Annotated in this window: 14 protein-coding genes and 1 riboswitch; of the genes, 7 read left to right on the plus strand and 7 right to left on the minus strand. The window is 36.2% G+C overall.

Going from position 1 to position 15,322, the window contains the following annotated elements; genetic code table 11:
- Positions 1–236: 236 nt before the first annotated feature.
- The 6 genes from EKQ44_RS20875 to corA all read left to right on the plus strand — a co-directional run bounded on the left by EKQ44_RS20875 (position 237) and on the right by corA (position 7,251).
- Positions 237–1,691 carry a metallophosphoesterase family protein gene (locus EKQ44_RS20875; protein ID WP_237665435.1) on the plus strand — a complete coding sequence of 485 codons (1,455 nt, stop codon included), beginning with the start codon at positions 237–239 and terminating at the stop codon, positions 1,689–1,691.
- A complete protein-coding gene (locus tag EKQ44_RS20880; protein ID WP_237665436.1) occupies positions 1,691–1,930 on the plus strand; it encodes an ABC-three component system middle component 6 in 240 nt (79 codons plus the stop codon). The genes EKQ44_RS20875 and EKQ44_RS20880 overlap by 1 nt, the downstream gene beginning before the upstream one ends.
- A gap of 1 nt (position 1,931) precedes the next feature.
- Positions 1,932–3,686: a DUF2326 domain-containing protein gene (locus EKQ44_RS20885; protein ID WP_237665437.1), complete on the plus strand. Its 1,755-nt coding sequence runs from the start codon at positions 1,932–1,934 to the stop codon at positions 3,684–3,686.
- Positions 3,687–4,531: 845 nt separating this feature from the next.
- Positions 4,532–5,239, plus strand: coding sequence for a M48 family metallopeptidase (locus EKQ44_RS20890; protein ID WP_237665438.1), 708 nt, complete (start codon positions 4,532–4,534; stop codon positions 5,237–5,239).
- Positions 5,240–5,272: 33 nt separating this feature from the next.
- Positions 5,273–5,695: a DUF3139 domain-containing protein gene (locus EKQ44_RS20895; protein WP_237665439.1), complete on the plus strand. Its 423-nt coding sequence runs from the start codon at positions 5,273–5,275 to the stop codon at positions 5,693–5,695.
- Positions 5,696–6,291: 596 nt separating this feature from the next.
- Positions 6,292–7,251 carry a magnesium/cobalt transporter CorA gene (gene corA, locus EKQ44_RS20900; RefSeq protein ID WP_237665440.1) on the plus strand — a complete coding sequence of 320 codons (960 nt, stop codon included), beginning with the start codon at positions 6,292–6,294 and terminating at the stop codon, positions 7,249–7,251.
- Between the two features lie 63 nt (positions 7,252–7,314).
- On the opposite strand, the gene EKQ44_RS20905 is transcribed toward corA, so the two are convergent.
- The 7 genes from EKQ44_RS20905 to EKQ44_RS20930 all read right to left on the minus strand — a co-directional run bounded on the left by EKQ44_RS20905 (position 7,315) and on the right by EKQ44_RS20930 (position 14,361).
- On the minus strand, positions 7,315–7,848 hold the full coding sequence (locus EKQ44_RS20905) for a dihydrofolate reductase family protein (RefSeq protein ID WP_237665441.1): 534 nt from the start codon (positions 7,846–7,848) through the stop codon (positions 7,315–7,317).
- A 59-nt stretch (positions 7,849–7,907) separates the two neighbouring features.
- Positions 7,908–8,123, minus strand: coding sequence for a Spo0E family sporulation regulatory protein-aspartic acid phosphatase (locus tag EKQ44_RS21650; RefSeq protein WP_414491349.1), 216 nt, complete (start codon positions 8,121–8,123; stop codon positions 7,908–7,910).
- A 230-nt stretch (positions 8,124–8,353) separates the two neighbouring features.
- Entirely contained in the window at positions 8,354–9,598 is a 1,245-nt protein-coding gene (locus tag EKQ44_RS20910) for a sugar ABC transporter substrate-binding protein (RefSeq protein WP_237665442.1), read from the minus strand.
- Between the two features lie 419 nt (positions 9,599–10,017).
- Positions 10,018–11,046, minus strand: a complete 1,029-nt coding sequence (locus tag EKQ44_RS20915; protein WP_237665443.1) for a LacI family DNA-binding transcriptional regulator — start codon at positions 11,044–11,046, stop codon at positions 10,018–10,020.
- Positions 11,047–11,312: 266 nt separating this feature from the next.
- The gene (locus tag EKQ44_RS20920; protein ID WP_237665444.1) at positions 11,313–11,657 is read right to left on the minus strand and encodes a hypothetical protein; all 345 of its coding nucleotides are present in this window, start codon (positions 11,655–11,657) and stop codon (positions 11,313–11,315) included.
- A gap of 137 nt (positions 11,658–11,794) precedes the next feature.
- Positions 11,795–12,778 (minus strand): GMP reductase, encoded by a 984-nt coding sequence (gene guaC / locus EKQ44_RS20925; RefSeq protein WP_237665445.1) that lies wholly within the window; start codon positions 12,776–12,778, stop codon positions 11,795–11,797.
- An 80-nt stretch (positions 12,779–12,858) separates the two neighbouring features.
- A riboswitch (purine riboswitch) is annotated at positions 12,859–12,958 on the minus strand.
- A 227-nt stretch (positions 12,959–13,185) separates the two neighbouring features.
- Positions 13,186–14,361, minus strand: a complete 1,176-nt coding sequence (locus EKQ44_RS20930; RefSeq protein ID WP_237665446.1) for a glycoside hydrolase domain-containing protein — start codon at positions 14,359–14,361, stop codon at positions 13,186–13,188.
- 160 nt (positions 14,362–14,521) lie between these two features.
- Here EKQ44_RS20930 and EKQ44_RS20935 point away from each other — a divergent pair, with 160 nt between their 5' ends.
- A complete protein-coding gene (locus EKQ44_RS20935; protein ID WP_237665447.1) occupies positions 14,522–15,076 on the plus strand; it encodes an HD domain-containing protein in 555 nt (184 codons plus the stop codon).
- Positions 15,077–15,322 lie beyond the last annotated feature (246 nt).

Here is a 15,322-nt window from a genome sequence, read left to right on the forward strand (position 1 = left end):
TACAGAGTAGTGATTTAATCATCTCTTATTAGTTAATTTCTGATCAATTTATAAATAAGGATGATCAGACTCCCGTTGCTCTAAAAATTGCATAAAAGAAGACTCTATTCTCTATATGTTAGATAATAACTAGGATCCATGGAAACTAGTTCATGTAATCCCTCAAGCTAGTTTACTGGTAATAAATAGTATACTATAATTGTAGAGACAACAATATTCAAGTTGAGGGGTTAATAATGAATTTAAATTGGTTACATTTATCAGACTTACACCTTATTTATGATAATTATGATACGACAATAATGAGAGAACAAATGATCAAATATTTAACAGAGAAAGTTGCAATGAAATTCGATATTGTTTTTATAACAGGAGATATTACACATCAAGGAAATAATTATAATAAAGCAATTTTTGATTTTTTAGATGAAATTTTATCTGCCTTAAACGTTGATAAAGAAAACGTTTATATTGTTCCTGGTAATCATGATGTTAAAAGAACAAAAATTATGGAGAGGCTAGTTGATAGCATTCTATCATCGACTAATCCTAAAGATGAAATTAATACAATAGATGAGGATTCATACCAAGTGCTATTTAAAGGGCATAAGAATTATTTTAAGTTTTATGAAAGTTTTTTGGGTAGAGAACATCCAAAAGAAAACTTACATTATGTTGTAAAGAGGGATATGTATAATATTATTCATATTAATACAAGTTTAATTTCTGGTGGTAATGATGTAGAGGGGAAAATCTTAGTAGGTTTGAAAAAATTGAATGAAGCATTGAGGGAACTGTCTGAAAAAGAAAATAGCCTTAATATTGCAATTGGGCATCATACAATAAATTGTATTAACCCTCATGAGAAAAGTAGTTTATTAAATAGACTTTCGGATAATAATATAGATTTTTATTTGAATGGTCATGTCCATAGAGCAACATATCATCAAGAAATAAATAATTACAATAAAACCTATATGTTTACAGCTGGGGCTAATGTTGTGGATGGGTATGCACATTCAACTTTTTTAACTGGGAGTATAAGTATGGATGATGGTTCTGCAAAAGTGGTTTACCATTCATGGAATAAAGATGATGAGTTTTGGCATATAAATAACACAATTGGAAGAGAAACTGTGGATGGATGTTATTCTTGCGAAATTGATAGGTTTAAAAAAAAAGATCAAGAATCCCCAGAATATGAGGAAGAAGTCGAAATTAGCCTACCTATAAAAAAGGTAGATGAAGACGAATTTAAAAACTTCCTAATTGATTTTTATGATGTAATACAGAAAGAAAAAGATGTAGGATCTAATTTAATTCCTAAGGATGTTAAAAGTAAATTCATTAATATGGTTTGCTCACCTACACTTAAAGTTCAGTATGATATGTGTTCAAATTTATTTAATATTGTAAATATGATATTAAAGTCTTCTGCTTATGTAAGTATTGAGAAGAGACTCTTTATGCCAAATTTAATTATTACAGAATATATGAACATACTTGATGAGTACGAAAATGGAGATATAATTTTTAAGAATATCTTAAAGAAACTGGTTCATAAATATAAAGATGAAATTCATTATAGTAAAGAAAGATTGGAATTATATATTAGTGTATTAATCTTTTGGAGTATCTATGAATGTAACATATATAACGAAGATAAAAGAGAAAAGGAAGTTACAGTATAATGGACTTTTTCTTATTAAATAAACATCAATCTAATGAAGAAAATGTAATATTCACATCAAAAATAATATATGAACTTTTGGACAGTGAAAAGCATATTGATGAATTGTTTGAACAATTTGCGATTGAGCAACAAATGATATTAAATTTAAATGTTGAAAGAATTTTATACCTTTCATTAACATTCCTTTTTTCATTTGATTTAATTATATTAAAAAATAATTTGGTAAAGAGGAAATAAAATGATATTTAAAAGTTTAATAATTTATAGTTACAGCAACAAAGAAGTATTTAAAGAATATACTTTTAATGAATGTGGGTTAAACGTAATTTTAGGGGAACGAAAAGAAGAGGGTCAGGAAACAAATGGTGTTGGTAAAACAACAATGGTAGAATCTATTAACTTCCTATTAGGTGGTTCATGCCCTAATGATTTTAAAGGAAAAGAAGCTTTAATTAACAAAGATATCTTTCTTATTCTGCAAGTCATAAAAGATGGAGAAAATGTATTTTTAGGAAGACTAATTAACCAGCCAGATATAGGTTACGTTCTATATTCAAATTCATTAACGTTTGATTTAGGTCAATGGACAGTAAAAGAAGAGTATAAAGCATTTATAAATAATTTTCTTATTGACCAAAGTGAGAAGGAACCAGCGTTTTCTTCTTTAAGAGAATACATAATTAGAGATGAGAAGAAAGGATTCATAGATATTAAGTTACCAAATAGAACGCCTATATATGAAGCAATGTATTTTGCCTATTTATTTGGTTTACCTTTTGATTTTGAATTTGATATTTCAAAAATAAAAAAAGAACAAAAGGAACTTAATAAAAAGCTTTCTCTTATAAATTCTTTGAAAAATGAAATTGGTGACTTGAAATTAAAAGAAGAAAAAATTAATAATGAAATTAGAGAGCTAGACGAAATTATTATGAATGTTAAATTCACCGAAAAACTTCAAAGGGATGCAAATGAATACAGTTATTCTAAGGATGAATATAACAAAGTACAAAATTCAATATTCGAATTAGAACATATAAAAAAGCAATATGAGAAAAACATAAACGATTTAGAAGAGAAAATTGAAGAAATAAAATTACTTAATGATTTAGAACCATTTTATGAACAATTAATAGGATATTTCCCCGAAGATATAAAGCAAAATTATGAACAAATCCAATACTTCTATAATTTTATGGTGGATAATAGAGGTGAATACTTTAGACATAAAATTGAAAATATAGATGATCAAATAAAAGAAAAGTCAAAAGAATTAAACAAGATAGGAAATGCATTATCTAAAAAATCGTTAGCTTTTATTAATACAGACATTATATCTGACTTTTCAAGAATTAACGAAGAAAAAAATGAGAAATTTGAAGAACTTGCAGAAATTAGAGTGAAAATTAATCTTTATAAAGAGAAATCAGATGTAACATCCCAAATTAATAAATTAAAAACTGAAGTATTAAGATTAACTGAAATAAAGCAAAATATTTATACTAACTTTCAAAATAAAGTTAGTGAAATACAGAAGCTATTTAATGATTTTGTTAAAAAAGCATATAAGGAATCTGGTATTCTTGAATTTGAACTGAATAACAAGACTGGTATTAATAACTCAACAGGTAGAATAGAAATAAATTGCCAAATTGATGATGAAAAATCACATGGTAGACTTTATATGAAAATAAACATGTTTGATTTGACATGGTTTGTAAATGGATTGAAAAATGAAGGAGGAAAAGTACCTTTACTTATTCATGATGGTTCGTACTCTAAACCTGACAAACATGCTAAAGAAAGACTACTAAACTATGTAGATAACCTATTAAAAGGTATAGGAAAAGGTCAGTATTTTATTACCGTAAACATTGATGAATTAGAACAAGAAGTTTTTAATGATTTTGATAAAAAGGGATTAATCGTTGCTAAATTAAAAAGAGGAAACAATAACAAAGACAGATTTCTTGGGTTTAGATATACAAATTAAGCGGAAATAAGATATTATATATGTAAAGGTGTGCAAGGACATTTTATAGGGGAAAATTCTTGCTATTTAAATTACCCCCTCCTTAATCTTTTTAATAGCAAATTAACTATAAGTACTTGAAAGTGAAAATTTATCGAAGTTGCGGAATTGGCAGACGCGCACGACTCAAAATCGTGTTCCATTTAAAATATAAAGTACCTAAAAAAAGACAGGAAAGTATTTCTCCTGTCTTTTTTTTTGCCTCTTAAATAATCACGGTGAATCGTATTATAAGTAATATAAATAAACAAACAACTACACCATTACCATTCTATTTGTAATCATCATCCAATTCTCGTAGAGTGCGTGAACAACGGTAAAACTATATCTACAAGATTTTGCTAACGCACACCCATAAAAAACGGTAAATCCCCGTTAAATAAGTTACAACCAAAAACATCGGAAACATTGGTTTACCGAATTTTTGCACTCATAGTTAATAATATTACACTCTAGCAACCTACGGGCGGCATGATGTAATAACGCCCCTCAATCCTTGAATAAAAGGATATGATAGTAAGTGAGAGTGAAATGCTAACATTCAGTTAAGTTAAAGGATGCTTCTTTTTATTTCTTGCGTAACGTAAAGACACACATTCTTTTTCATTGGATCAATAATATGGACCGAGCCGACCCATAATTCATTCGAGTGAGACACACGCTTCCGCAAGAAGTTATCAACTATGAAGTGCATGCCAGACGGGCTTCCTTTTGGGATTTTGGAGTAAGGAATTAATCACCGCTACTTTTTCCAAGCAAAATCAAATATAATTACTTGAAAAAGTACATTGAAGTAAGGTGATATAATGATACATACATATTCAGGAGAAACCATCCATTTTGAGATAAAATACAAAAATCGCAAATCCATTGCAATTCATATGGACGTTTATGGAAATGTGGAAGTCCAGGCTCCTAAAGGTACACAGGATGATAAAGTGATTCAGTTGCTGGAGGCAAGGTGGGAACTGATTCAAGAAAAATCGAAGGAAATGAAGGACAGACTGCTTGGGCAGCAGGAGAAGGAATACAGTCAGGAGGAGAGGGTTCTTTATTTAGGAAACACCTATCCTGTAAAGGTTTATCAAGATACTACTATTGAACAAGATTATGTCGTGTTTGATGAGAAACATATCAATGTATATGTGAAACAGGTGGAGGACGGAAAGATAAAACAAGCTTTAAAGAGATTTTATTACCAGCAATGCAAAGCTATAGTGGAGAAGAGTGTAAGGTCCTATCAAAGTAACTTTAAAGTAAAACCACGGTCTATCCGTATCTCTGATAGTAAGACTACATTGGGAACCTGTGATTCCCAATTACAGTTAACTTTCAATTGGAAGTTGGCGATGGCTCCCATGAAAGTAATTGATTATGTAGTAGTACACGAAATGTGCCATATGGTGCATCTCAATCACGACCGATCCTTTTGGCGACTTGTAGGAAAAATATCGCCTGATTATAAAGAGCAGGAAAATTGGCTGGCGCTGTCGAGTTGGAAGATGACTATTTAGGCAGGAGAGGCTTAGTAAAGGAGGACAGGTATAATGCATCCAACAGAAATAATAGAATTAATGATTGTCGGGGGCATCATTGTCTCAATCCTAATTATTGCACTCTTTCTAAAAGGCAGATGGCGAAAAACCGGTTGGTTATTAGCGTTGCTTATATTCATATCTTATTGCATATTTTTTCTCGCCCGTCCCTTTTGGATCGATGCGCAAATTGATAAGAAAGTGCAATTACTAAGACCATACTTAGAGGAGCATTATCCAAATGAAGAATGGACGATTTCCACTGTTCCTCACCGTAAGGACGGCTTTAAACATCGAAACCCATATTATATTGGTGTTGTTTTTGAAAATGAACCAGAGGTTACTTATGAATATTGGGTAGAAAGTAAGGATAATATCTATCAGATTAGTTTTTCAACAAATAAAAGGTTAGAGGAATTAGAGCATGTAGAATGATTCATCCCACTTTTAATATCCCACAAAACTTAAGAAGCAGTGGACGGACCTCTGCTTCTTCTCTCATTAATTAGTGGAACTCACTTATACTTCTTCCATAAAGTAGATACCTCAAAATATTTTTTAAAGGTAGGGCCGTCCTTCTAAACGTGAACGCTCTGCACGAAAATTTTCTACATATAATAATTTTTAAACAAGCGTTTGTTTAACCAAAAATTTAAAGTTGTTATTAAGAGGATGAGAACAGTACGAGTAATATCGACTATATTTGCATGGTATATTGATATATTGATAGTTTCCTATGGTATGAGGAGAATGGGAGTTAGCCATCTTTTCAATTGAGCCGAGAAAAGATGAATTAGTCAATAAACTAGATGAATTATTCAATAAAAGCCCAAAAGTATACAATAAAACCGTTCAAGTATACAATAAATCACTTTAAATGATTGACAATCCATATATTTACAAAGGAAACGTCGTCCAATACGTTGAAATGCACCAAAATGGGTTGGCATGCTTGTCCCCTCAGCCCACACTTTTAAAACCCCACAAAACTGGGTATAAAAAATCCTATACGAATGTGAGGGGAAAGCCAGATGATAAGAATCGCTGGAATGACAAGGGACCATCAAATTAACAATAAAATTAATATAGAAAACCTCGATAGGAACGCCTATAAATGGATTTGGGTTGACTTTAACGAGCCGACCGAAGAGGAAATAAGGCATTTGGATAGTACGTTTCACTTCCACCCATTGGCGATAGAGGATTGTATACATAGACTGCAGCGGCCGAAGCTTGATCATTATGAGGATCATACTTTTTTCGTGACGCACAGTATTCAGGAAAAGGATGAAGAGCTTCATAAAGAGGAAGTGAATTTCTTTTTAGGGGAGAATTTTATCGTGAGTTTTCATCAGGCACCTTCTAAAGAGGTGGATGAGGTGTGGGAGAGTTTGGACAAGGCGCCAAAAGATCTGGAAAACTGGGATCAGTATTATGTGTTTTATGAGATTCTCGACAACATAGTGGATAATTATTTTCCGTTCCTTTATAAGCTAGAGGATCAGCTGGACAAGATTGAGGCAAATACGCAAGAGAAATCGATGAATCAACTGATGGAAGAGCTGTTTGATACGAGGTATTCCTTATTGGAACTGCGACATACGATCATTCCGATGCGGGATCTGTTGTATCGCATGCTTCATACCCATCGCCTGGATGGGGTGATGAAAAGGAAAGAGTACTTTGCGGATATTTATGACCATCTATTGAAGCTCTCTGACATGATTACCTCCAACCGGGAATTAACGGCGGATATTCGGGATAATTATCTTTCCTTGAACTCCCATCAATCCAACAATGTCATGAAGATCCTTACCATCATCACTTCCATCTTTGCGCCGTTGACTTTTATTGCGGGTATATACGGCATGAACTTTCAAAATATGCCTGAGCTGACCTTTCATTACGGATACTTTGTCGCGCTTGGATTCATGGCCGTGATGGGGGTAAGCTTGTTTATTTGGTTTAAATGGAAGGGATGGTTTAAGTAAGATGAGCCGTTAAAACAAAAGCATGTTTAATCCCTTAGGACTAAACATGCTATTTGATGTGCTCTATTTTTTTGAAAAACGCAGCTCGGCAAACTGAGCATATCTTTTCACTTGTTCTAATTTAAGGTTAATGTTGCTTTCGAGCTCTTTAAATAATGAGATGCCACTCCCAAGAATGATAGGCGCGATGGTAATGATGTATCCATCCACCAGGTTTTCCTTGATATAATGATGCAGCAGCTCGCCGCCCCCGACGATCCAGATATCTTTTCCTGGCTGTTGTTGAAGCTGATGGATGAGTTCGCTGACTTCACCCTGAACGAAGGTAACATCCTCGTTGTCGACAGCATTGGTAGAGTTAGTGTACACGTAGCAAGATTTCCCCTTATAAGGAAACTCCTCAAGCTCTTGGTTCATTATCCAATCGTACGTTTTCTTCCCCATGATGACCGTATCGATGGTTTCATAAAACGCTGCAAACCCATTATCTCCCTCTGTTTCTGTTTCATCGAGCCAGTGGACAGATTCTTCCTTTGTGGCGATATAGCCGTCTAAGCTGGTGGCAATATATACTACGACCTTTCGGTTATGATTCATATGGTTTCTCCTTTAATATGGAATTATCATAGGAATTAATAGTATATACTAAACTTGGACTAGAACTTAGAAAACAAATTTAATTTTTGGTATTTGTATATTAATTTATCTAATTCTTGGCTTAGTTTAATAATACTCGGATCGTGGGTTCTTTTGGTTAAACTTAAATTATTTAATTCTTCTTTACGATATTCAATAATCCATAGTAATCTTTCTATTACCGTCACCATGATAACCTCCATTAGATAGGGAAAATTCACTATATGAAACATCATGGATGAAACTTACTAAAATGGAAATAGTTTCGACACAAATAGTCAAGAAACAACAAAAATCACCTCCTCAGCCCGTACATGAGAGTTTCTTGTATGGTGGTTTCGAGAATGGGACATGAATGGTGTCCCTAATTGAGAGGAGAGATGAACTACTGTTAATACTGCCTTCTACAAAAAATAATGCCTAGAAGCTACCTATTGGAGGTAAGATAACTTCTAGGCAGTTTGTTTTATTCGTAGTTCATTTCTATTTCTTGGCGGATTAACTCTTTTGCACTTTCTAATGTTTCTTTGACATCATCGCCCTCTGAAATAAATGTCAATGCATTTGCCATTGGGTCCCAAACTGCTGAAAGTGCAGGGACTGGAGGGAAAGGATTCGCATGCTCAAGTTGTGTTGCAAAGCCAGTTAATAAAGGATCATTTTGAAATTCCTCGCTGCTAAGGATGGAAGATTTCGCCGGCATTTCTCCTGTTTCAGCAAAGTAATAGCTCAAAGATTCTTCATTTGTTAAATAAATTGCTAATTCTGTTGCCTCTTTTGGGTACTCCGTAAATTCAGAAAGCATCCAGCCTTTTGTTCCTAAAAACGTTATAGGATGTTCACCATTCTCAAGTTTTGGCAGTGGCGCCGTTCCTAATTTATCTCCTAGTGCTTCTTGTAATTCTTTAAGTGCCCAAGGACCATTAATGATGGCACCTACATCCCCTTGAGTAAATAAACCACCTACCACATCCATGGTTATTCCTTGTGGGATGTATTCTTTTTCAAACCAACTTTGAATTAATTGTCCACCCTGTTGAGCTCCCTCGCTTGCTATGCCTATGTCGCTCGTATTATAGACATCGTTTTCTTGACCAAAAATCTCTGCTCCATACCCGGCCATAAATGGAAAGGAGAAATAGAAATCGATTGCAGGATATAAGAAACCAAACTTATTGTTAGGCATATCGGTTAAAGATTCTGCGATTTCTTCTAAATCTGCCATTGTTTCCGGTGCTTCTGGAACAAGATCTTTATTATAGTAAAGCGCAAGTGACTCTACGACAGCAGGAAGTCCATAAACTTCCCCCTCAAAACTTAAAGCTTCCACTGAACCTTCTGAATACGTATCAAGAATTGCTTGATCCACTTCCATTGGTCGAACTAACCCTTTCACTGCCAAGCTTCCGATACCTGGTTGGAAGAACAAGTCAGGACCTTTTCCAGCCGGACCATCCAGTGACAATGCCTCTTCTTGTTTATCCATCGCAAATGGAAGGACCTTTACGGCAATACCAGTTTCATCTGTAAATCCTTTTACAATTTCTTCAACCGCTGGAGCTTGATCTGTTGGTGTCCACACTAATAATTCCTCTGGAGCACCTGCTTCACTTGTATCTGAATTACTATTCTGTGCTCTGTCTGGACCACAAGCAACTAAGAACATCAATACTAAAATGGAAGATAGAATAGCCAATTTATTTTTCATCATAATTTTCTCCCCCTTTTTAATTAGGCTTTGTTAAAGTTAGTTGTTGATAATAATCTGTTTCTAGCTGGTGATAGGAGCAAAAGGCGTAGACTCCAGCGGGAGAGTAGCGACAATCTTGAGACCCCGCAGTGAAACGAGGAGGCTCAAGATTGTCGCCCCGCGGAAAGCGAAGCCTATATTGCGGAAATCACCAGCGACGTTTAACAGAGCCTTTAATTAATACGATAAGCTTGTTAATTTTCGAGTTGAATAAGTGTTATCACCACCTTCCATGAGGGTTAATCGGTTAGCTGATTATAAAGTATTCAGACTATAAGCTCTTACAATTTAATCAATTTTAAGTAAATCAGGTTAACCGCTTAACCTCGTTTTTAAAATTTAAAGTGCTATATGTTATTGAATAGCACTTCTTAATTTTTTTAGTTACGTTTCTGGGTTGATTCCCTAATGACTAGTTCTACCGGCATTTCAACCGTTTGATGTTCTGTATCTGTTGATTCAATAGAATTTAAGAGTAGGTTTCCAGCTGTTTTTCCTTTTTCAATAATGTCTTGTCGGACTGTCGTTAAACTAGGAGTCGTATAGTTACTTATCGTTAAATCATCAAAGCCGACAATCGAATAATCATCAGGAACTTGTTTACCTTGTTTTTGTAGAGCTTTCATGATTCCAATTGCCAGGACATCTGACACCGTGACAATTCCTGTTAATTTTCGTTCATAGTTTACAATCTTCTTTCCTAGCTTTAAACCATTATCAAATGTAATATCTTTCGTTTCAAAAATTAACTTCTTATCTAAGCCCAGACCAGCTTCTTGTAATGCTTTTTTATAGCCCTCATAACGATTTGTGTCGACAGGGCTTGATTCAAGGTTTGTAGCGACAAAACCGATATCTTCGTGTCCTAAATCAATTAGATGTTTAGTTGCTAAGTATCCACCGTGTTCATCATTTACTTTTACATTATCAAATAGATTGGTATATTCCTCATAAGTATCGATAAGGACAGTCGGAATGTTAAGCGCTTTCAACTCATGGTATAAGTTTTCGGAAAACATCCCCAAGAATATCAATCCATCTAAATTTCGTTTCTTTACCCAATTTCTACACTCTTCAGGATTTCCAACACCTGCAATCATCGTATCAAATTTACGGTTTCGAGCGACTGACTCCACTCCGCTTACAAACTCATTGTAATATAAGTTGTTCTTAAACACCGAAGCAGGTGAATCTTCCACTAAGGGGAGCATTATTCCAATCAGATTGGATTTCTTCTTTGACAAGCTAATGGCGGTAAAATCCGGGTAGTAATTTAAAACTTCCACCGCTTCAAGTACTCGCCTTTTTGTATCATCCGATACTTTTTTTACACCGTTTAACACATAAGATACGGTGGCAGACGATACTTCCGCATATTTAGCTACATCTTTAATAGTTGTTTTTTTCATCTTTTCCTCCAGGTTAACCGGTTAACTCTCTGTGTAATAAGAGTAATATATTTCAATTAAAGTTGTCAATATACTTATTTACTGGCTGGAGCGTACTTTCATTGTGGTTCGTAGATCTGTATTTATAATCCGAATAACTAAATAGCAATGATGATAATTTACGAAATGTAAATGGATGGGTCAAGGTGAAGGGTAAAAAGAGAAGAAAAAGGGAGGCCTATAATGCAAGTTCATTAGCCCCCTTTTTTCATAAGTTTCAATGGTAATTATCTTACGAGCTCAACGGGTCCGTGATCATCACAGTGGTCTCCATGTACATGGTGTAATCGACCGTTTACTAAATAATCCATATGATCACCATGTGGCACTAGTTCATGGCCACAATCTTCTGTGTGATTACATCCGCAACTTGTCTCGTTGCAAGTATCAGGGTTCTTTTCACTTACGGGAATTTTACATTCATCCCAATGGCCATTATGTTCGTGATGCAAGTGTCCATTATGGACATAATCGATATGGTCATCGTGACGTATTTTTGTATGACCACATGCAAGACTATGTTGATGGGGATGATTTTCATGAACGTGATGATCGTGTTCTTGATTACTCATTTGTATCCCTCCTTCCTTTTCTTATATTTTTCCCTGTATTCCTGAAATGTAATCGAATCTATATCGTTTCCTACGCAAAAAAACAGCATACCTAACCCCTCCGGATTAAATATGCTGCCATATTTTTTCTCTAAACCTTAATACACCTTATCCCCATTAAAAATAGAGTTCTTCACAATCACATAATCTACGTGACGGATGGAGTCCAAAGTCGTTCCTCCAGCGTAGGAGATGGAAGATTGAAGGTCTTGTTCCATTTCAGTCAATGTATCTTGTAAGGCACCTTTATGCTCGACGAACATTTTTTTGCCTTCTACGTTTTTCTTTTCGCCTTTTTGGAATTCGGAAGCGGAGCCGAAGTATTCTTTGACTAGCTTTCCGTCTACTTCGCTCGTTTCGCCTGGTGACTCTTCATGGCCGGCAAAAAGGGAGCCGATCATGACCATCGTTGCACCGAAACGTACGGATTTCGCGATGTCACCGTGTGTACGAATTCCGCCGTCTGCGATGATTGGTTTGCTTGCTGCTTTTGCACACAAGCGAAGTGCTGCCAACTGCCAGCCACCCGTTCCGAAACCAGTTTTAATTTTCGTGATACATACTTTACCAGGGCCGATTCCAACTTTTGTTGCATCTGCACCGGCATGTTCCAATTCACGAACAGCTTCAGGTGTACCAACATTCCCGGCAATAACAAAGCTCTCTGGCAAGTGTTTTTTAATGTGCTGAATCATATTGATAACAGCGTTTGAATGCCCATGGGCAATATCGATTGTGATGTATTCAGGAGTAAGATCTGCTGCTGCAAGCTCTTCGACGAATGTATATTCTTCTTCTTTCACCCCAACACTGATGGAAGCGTAAAGGCCTTTTGAATGCATTTTTTCAATGAATGCCTGACGCTTTTGTGGCTCAAAGCGGTGCATGATGTAAAAGTAGTTATTTTCAGCAAGATAAAGGGCAATCTTTTCATCAATGATTGTTTGCATATTGGCTGGTACGACAGGAAGTTTAAACTGACGGCCACCAAGTGTCACCGTAGTATCACACTCAGAACGGCTATTAACCACACATTTATTTGGTACTAACTGAATATCTTCATAATCAAATACATTTTCCATGAGACACACCCCTAAAAAATTATTTTCATAGTAATGTTCGATGATTCTTTACGCAACAAAAAATCCAGACTAAAAATGGGCAGAGTGATCCACCCATTCGTAGTTAGGATTTTACGGCTCCTAGTAGAAACTCTTAGACCATATCTCTAAGAATATACGAATGAATTAATATAATATATTTAAACACAAGTACGATTATATACGAACTTTATTATTGTGTAAACAATAAAATGTTCGTATTTTATAGATTGTTTGATGAGATTTAAGATGGTATCACTTAAAATAAAGGTTTTTCCTGATGGGATGAATGCAAGAGCGTAGTATGGCATTCAATATAAAAATCCCCCTGATAAGTTCACATAACTTATCAAGGGGATCTTTTTATATCGAGTAACACTCCACGTGCTCTACGGGGCCCAAAGAACCTCGATGATATCACGGTCAAACAAATTCGTATCAATATTGCAAGTCTCTGCATCAATTCCATACTGCCAACCCAAAACTAGAGATCCTTCAGGCGCATCCGGGTTGAATTCTGGTGCTTCGGTTTCTGTCGTAATGCCAATATTCGGCGATGCCGTCCAAATCACGTTTTCTTCCAAAATCGCGGCATTGCTTTCAGCAGCCTCGTTAAAGGCAGCGGTTAACGCACGCTCCTCATCAAATATTCCATATATCCCCGACTTGTACGGCGATGCGCTGATTGCCTCAAACCACCCGCTGATAAATGCGGAATCTACCGGGTATTCGGGCTCAATGTTAGCAAAGATGGCCACGCCTTCTGGGATTCCAATCTCCTGTGCCAGTTGAATGGCTTCTTCTGCTTCTGAAATCCCATTATCAAATCCAGTAGCATTTTCAAACTGATTATAGATAGGCAGGATGTAACTTCCTTGTTCTTGAATCAGTTGCACCTGCTCCGCTGTCAAACCGTTAGAAACACCTTGTTTATCCCCGAGATAGCGTCCGAAAATGACCGGTTCCCCGAAGTTTTCACGCACACAGGCAATAAATTCGCTGGTCGTTTCACTTGCTGAATCAATGCCCCAGACTACTTCTGGAAGTTCTCCCGGATCATTTCCTTGCCCATCGTCATTTTCCTGTCCTTCATCACTATCGCGTCCTCCGGAACTATTCGTGGTGGAATTCTTTACATCCACATTCACATCCTGGCCAAAATTATTATTCATATTATTTTCAAGCGAATAGGTGCCGGTGCCATTCAGTTGGTTGTCTAGATTATTGTTCAGTATGCCTTTCGTATTCCCGTTAAGCTTATTATCTATGGTATTGGAAAGGTTCGCATCACCACTTCCATCTACTTTATTTTGTATCGTATTGTCGATAGAATTTGTGGCATCACTGTTGATCTCATTGGTGACAGTGGTTTCAACATCCACCTGCGCATTTCCGTTGATATTATTTTGAATATTGTTGGTGATCGTGACTTGAACATTCCCATGGGAACCTGCACCATTTTCCACCGGGGAAGCGTTCGTTTTGGAAAAGAGGAGTATCGTCAGCCCAGTACATGCAATAACCAACGCCGCCATAGCAATCAACAAATAGTTTCCATTCTTCATCCAGTTACACCTCTTTATATTAGTAGCAATACCACTATGCTATGTGAGGGGAGGACAGGAGGTGACTGGAGGGAGCATATTCGAATTAAGTAACCAACGTGATAGAAACTGGGGTATGATGGAAATATCATATAGAAGTAATGACGATAGGAGGAGTTTCATGAATGTAATCGAAAAGGCGATTGTATTTGCAACAGAGGCACATAAGAACCAAACAAGAAAAGGGACGGAGATACCATATATCACACACCCTTTTGCGGTTGGGATGATGTTGCAAGGTGCAGGCTGTTCGGAAGAGGTGGTTGCTGCGGGTATTTTACACGACACGCTGGAAGACACAGAAGCCACTTATGAGCGTCTGGTGAAGGAGTTTGGCGACCGTGTCGCAGATTTGGTGGTGGCAGCTTCCGAAAATGATAAAAGCCTGTCATGGGAAGAAAGGAAACAGCATACGATCGATGGATTGAAACATGCATCCATGGAAGAATTGCAAGTAATCGTGGCGGATAAATTACACAATCTACGCTCCATTCGAACGGACCTTAAAGAAAATGGGGACAAGATTTGGCAACGATTTAATCGGGGGAAAGAGAAACAGCATTGGTACTATTCGAGCATTGTGAAGGCATTGACGACTCCTAGAAAAAGTGAATTTAAGTTGATCGGGGAATTGGAGGAGGAAGTGAAGGGGGTTTTTGGTTCGATAGAAGGGTAGATGGAAAGGCTCCATTAGTGGAGTCTTTTTTTGAAGGACAAGCATGCATGTGATTTCTGCTGATCGCTATGACACGCGTTTTCTCCGCTCGGTTTCATTTTTGTGTTTCATTGGGTCGCTATGACACGCGTTTTCCCTGCTCGGTTTCATTTTCGTGTTTCATTGGGTCGCTATGACACGCGTTTTCGCTGCTCTCTTTCATTTTTGTGTTTCATTGGACCGCTATGACACGCGTTTTTCCTGCTC

The sequence above is a fragment of the Sutcliffiella horikoshii genome, assembly GCF_021991925.1.
Taxonomy (GTDB): Bacteria; Bacillota; Bacilli; order Bacillales; family Bacillaceae_I; genus Sutcliffiella_A; species Sutcliffiella_A horikoshii_F.

What these genes read in the sequence shown, in the direction of transcription:
- EKQ44_RS20875 (WP_237665435.1), top strand. Translation starts at nt 237, where the DNA reads ATGAATTTAAATTGGTTACATTTATCAGACTTACACCTTATTTATGAT.
- EKQ44_RS20880 (WP_237665436.1), top strand. Translation starts at nt 1,691, where the DNA reads ATGGACTTTTTCTTATTAAATAAACATCAATCTAATGAAGAAAATGTA.
- EKQ44_RS20885 (WP_237665437.1), top strand. Translation starts at nt 1,932, where the DNA reads ATGATATTTAAAAGTTTAATAATTTATAGTTACAGCAACAAAGAAGTA.
- EKQ44_RS20890 (WP_237665438.1), top strand. Translation starts at nt 4,532, where the DNA reads ATGATACATACATATTCAGGAGAAACCATCCATTTTGAGATAAAATAC.
- EKQ44_RS20895 (WP_237665439.1), top strand. Translation starts at nt 5,273, where the DNA reads ATGCATCCAACAGAAATAATAGAATTAATGATTGTCGGGGGCATCATT.
- corA (WP_237665440.1), top strand. Translation starts at nt 6,292, where the DNA reads ATGATAAGAATCGCTGGAATGACAAGGGACCATCAAATTAACAATAAA.
- EKQ44_RS20905 (WP_237665441.1), bottom strand. Translation starts at nt 7,848, where the DNA reads ATGAATCATAACCGAAAGGTCGTAGTATATATTGCCACCAGCTTAGAC.
- EKQ44_RS21650 (WP_414491349.1), bottom strand. Translation starts at nt 8,123, where the DNA reads ATGATGTTTCATATAGTGAATTTTCCCTATCTAATGGAGGTTATCATG.
- EKQ44_RS20910 (WP_237665442.1), bottom strand. Translation starts at nt 9,598, where the DNA reads ATGATGAAAAATAAATTGGCTATTCTATCTTCCATTTTAGTATTGATG.
- EKQ44_RS20915 (WP_237665443.1), bottom strand. Translation starts at nt 11,046, where the DNA reads ATGAAAAAAACAACTATTAAAGATGTAGCTAAATATGCGGAAGTATCG.
- EKQ44_RS20920 (WP_237665444.1), bottom strand. Translation starts at nt 11,657, where the DNA reads ATGAGTAATCAAGAACACGATCATCACGTTCATGAAAATCATCCCCAT.
- guaC (WP_237665445.1), bottom strand. Translation starts at nt 12,778, where the DNA reads ATGGAAAATGTATTTGATTATGAAGATATTCAGTTAGTACCAAATAAA.
- EKQ44_RS20930 (WP_237665446.1), bottom strand. Translation starts at nt 14,361, where the DNA reads ATGAAGAATGGAAACTATTTGTTGATTGCTATGGCGGCGTTGGTTATT.
- EKQ44_RS20935 (WP_237665447.1), top strand. Translation starts at nt 14,522, where the DNA reads ATGAATGTAATCGAAAAGGCGATTGTATTTGCAACAGAGGCACATAAG.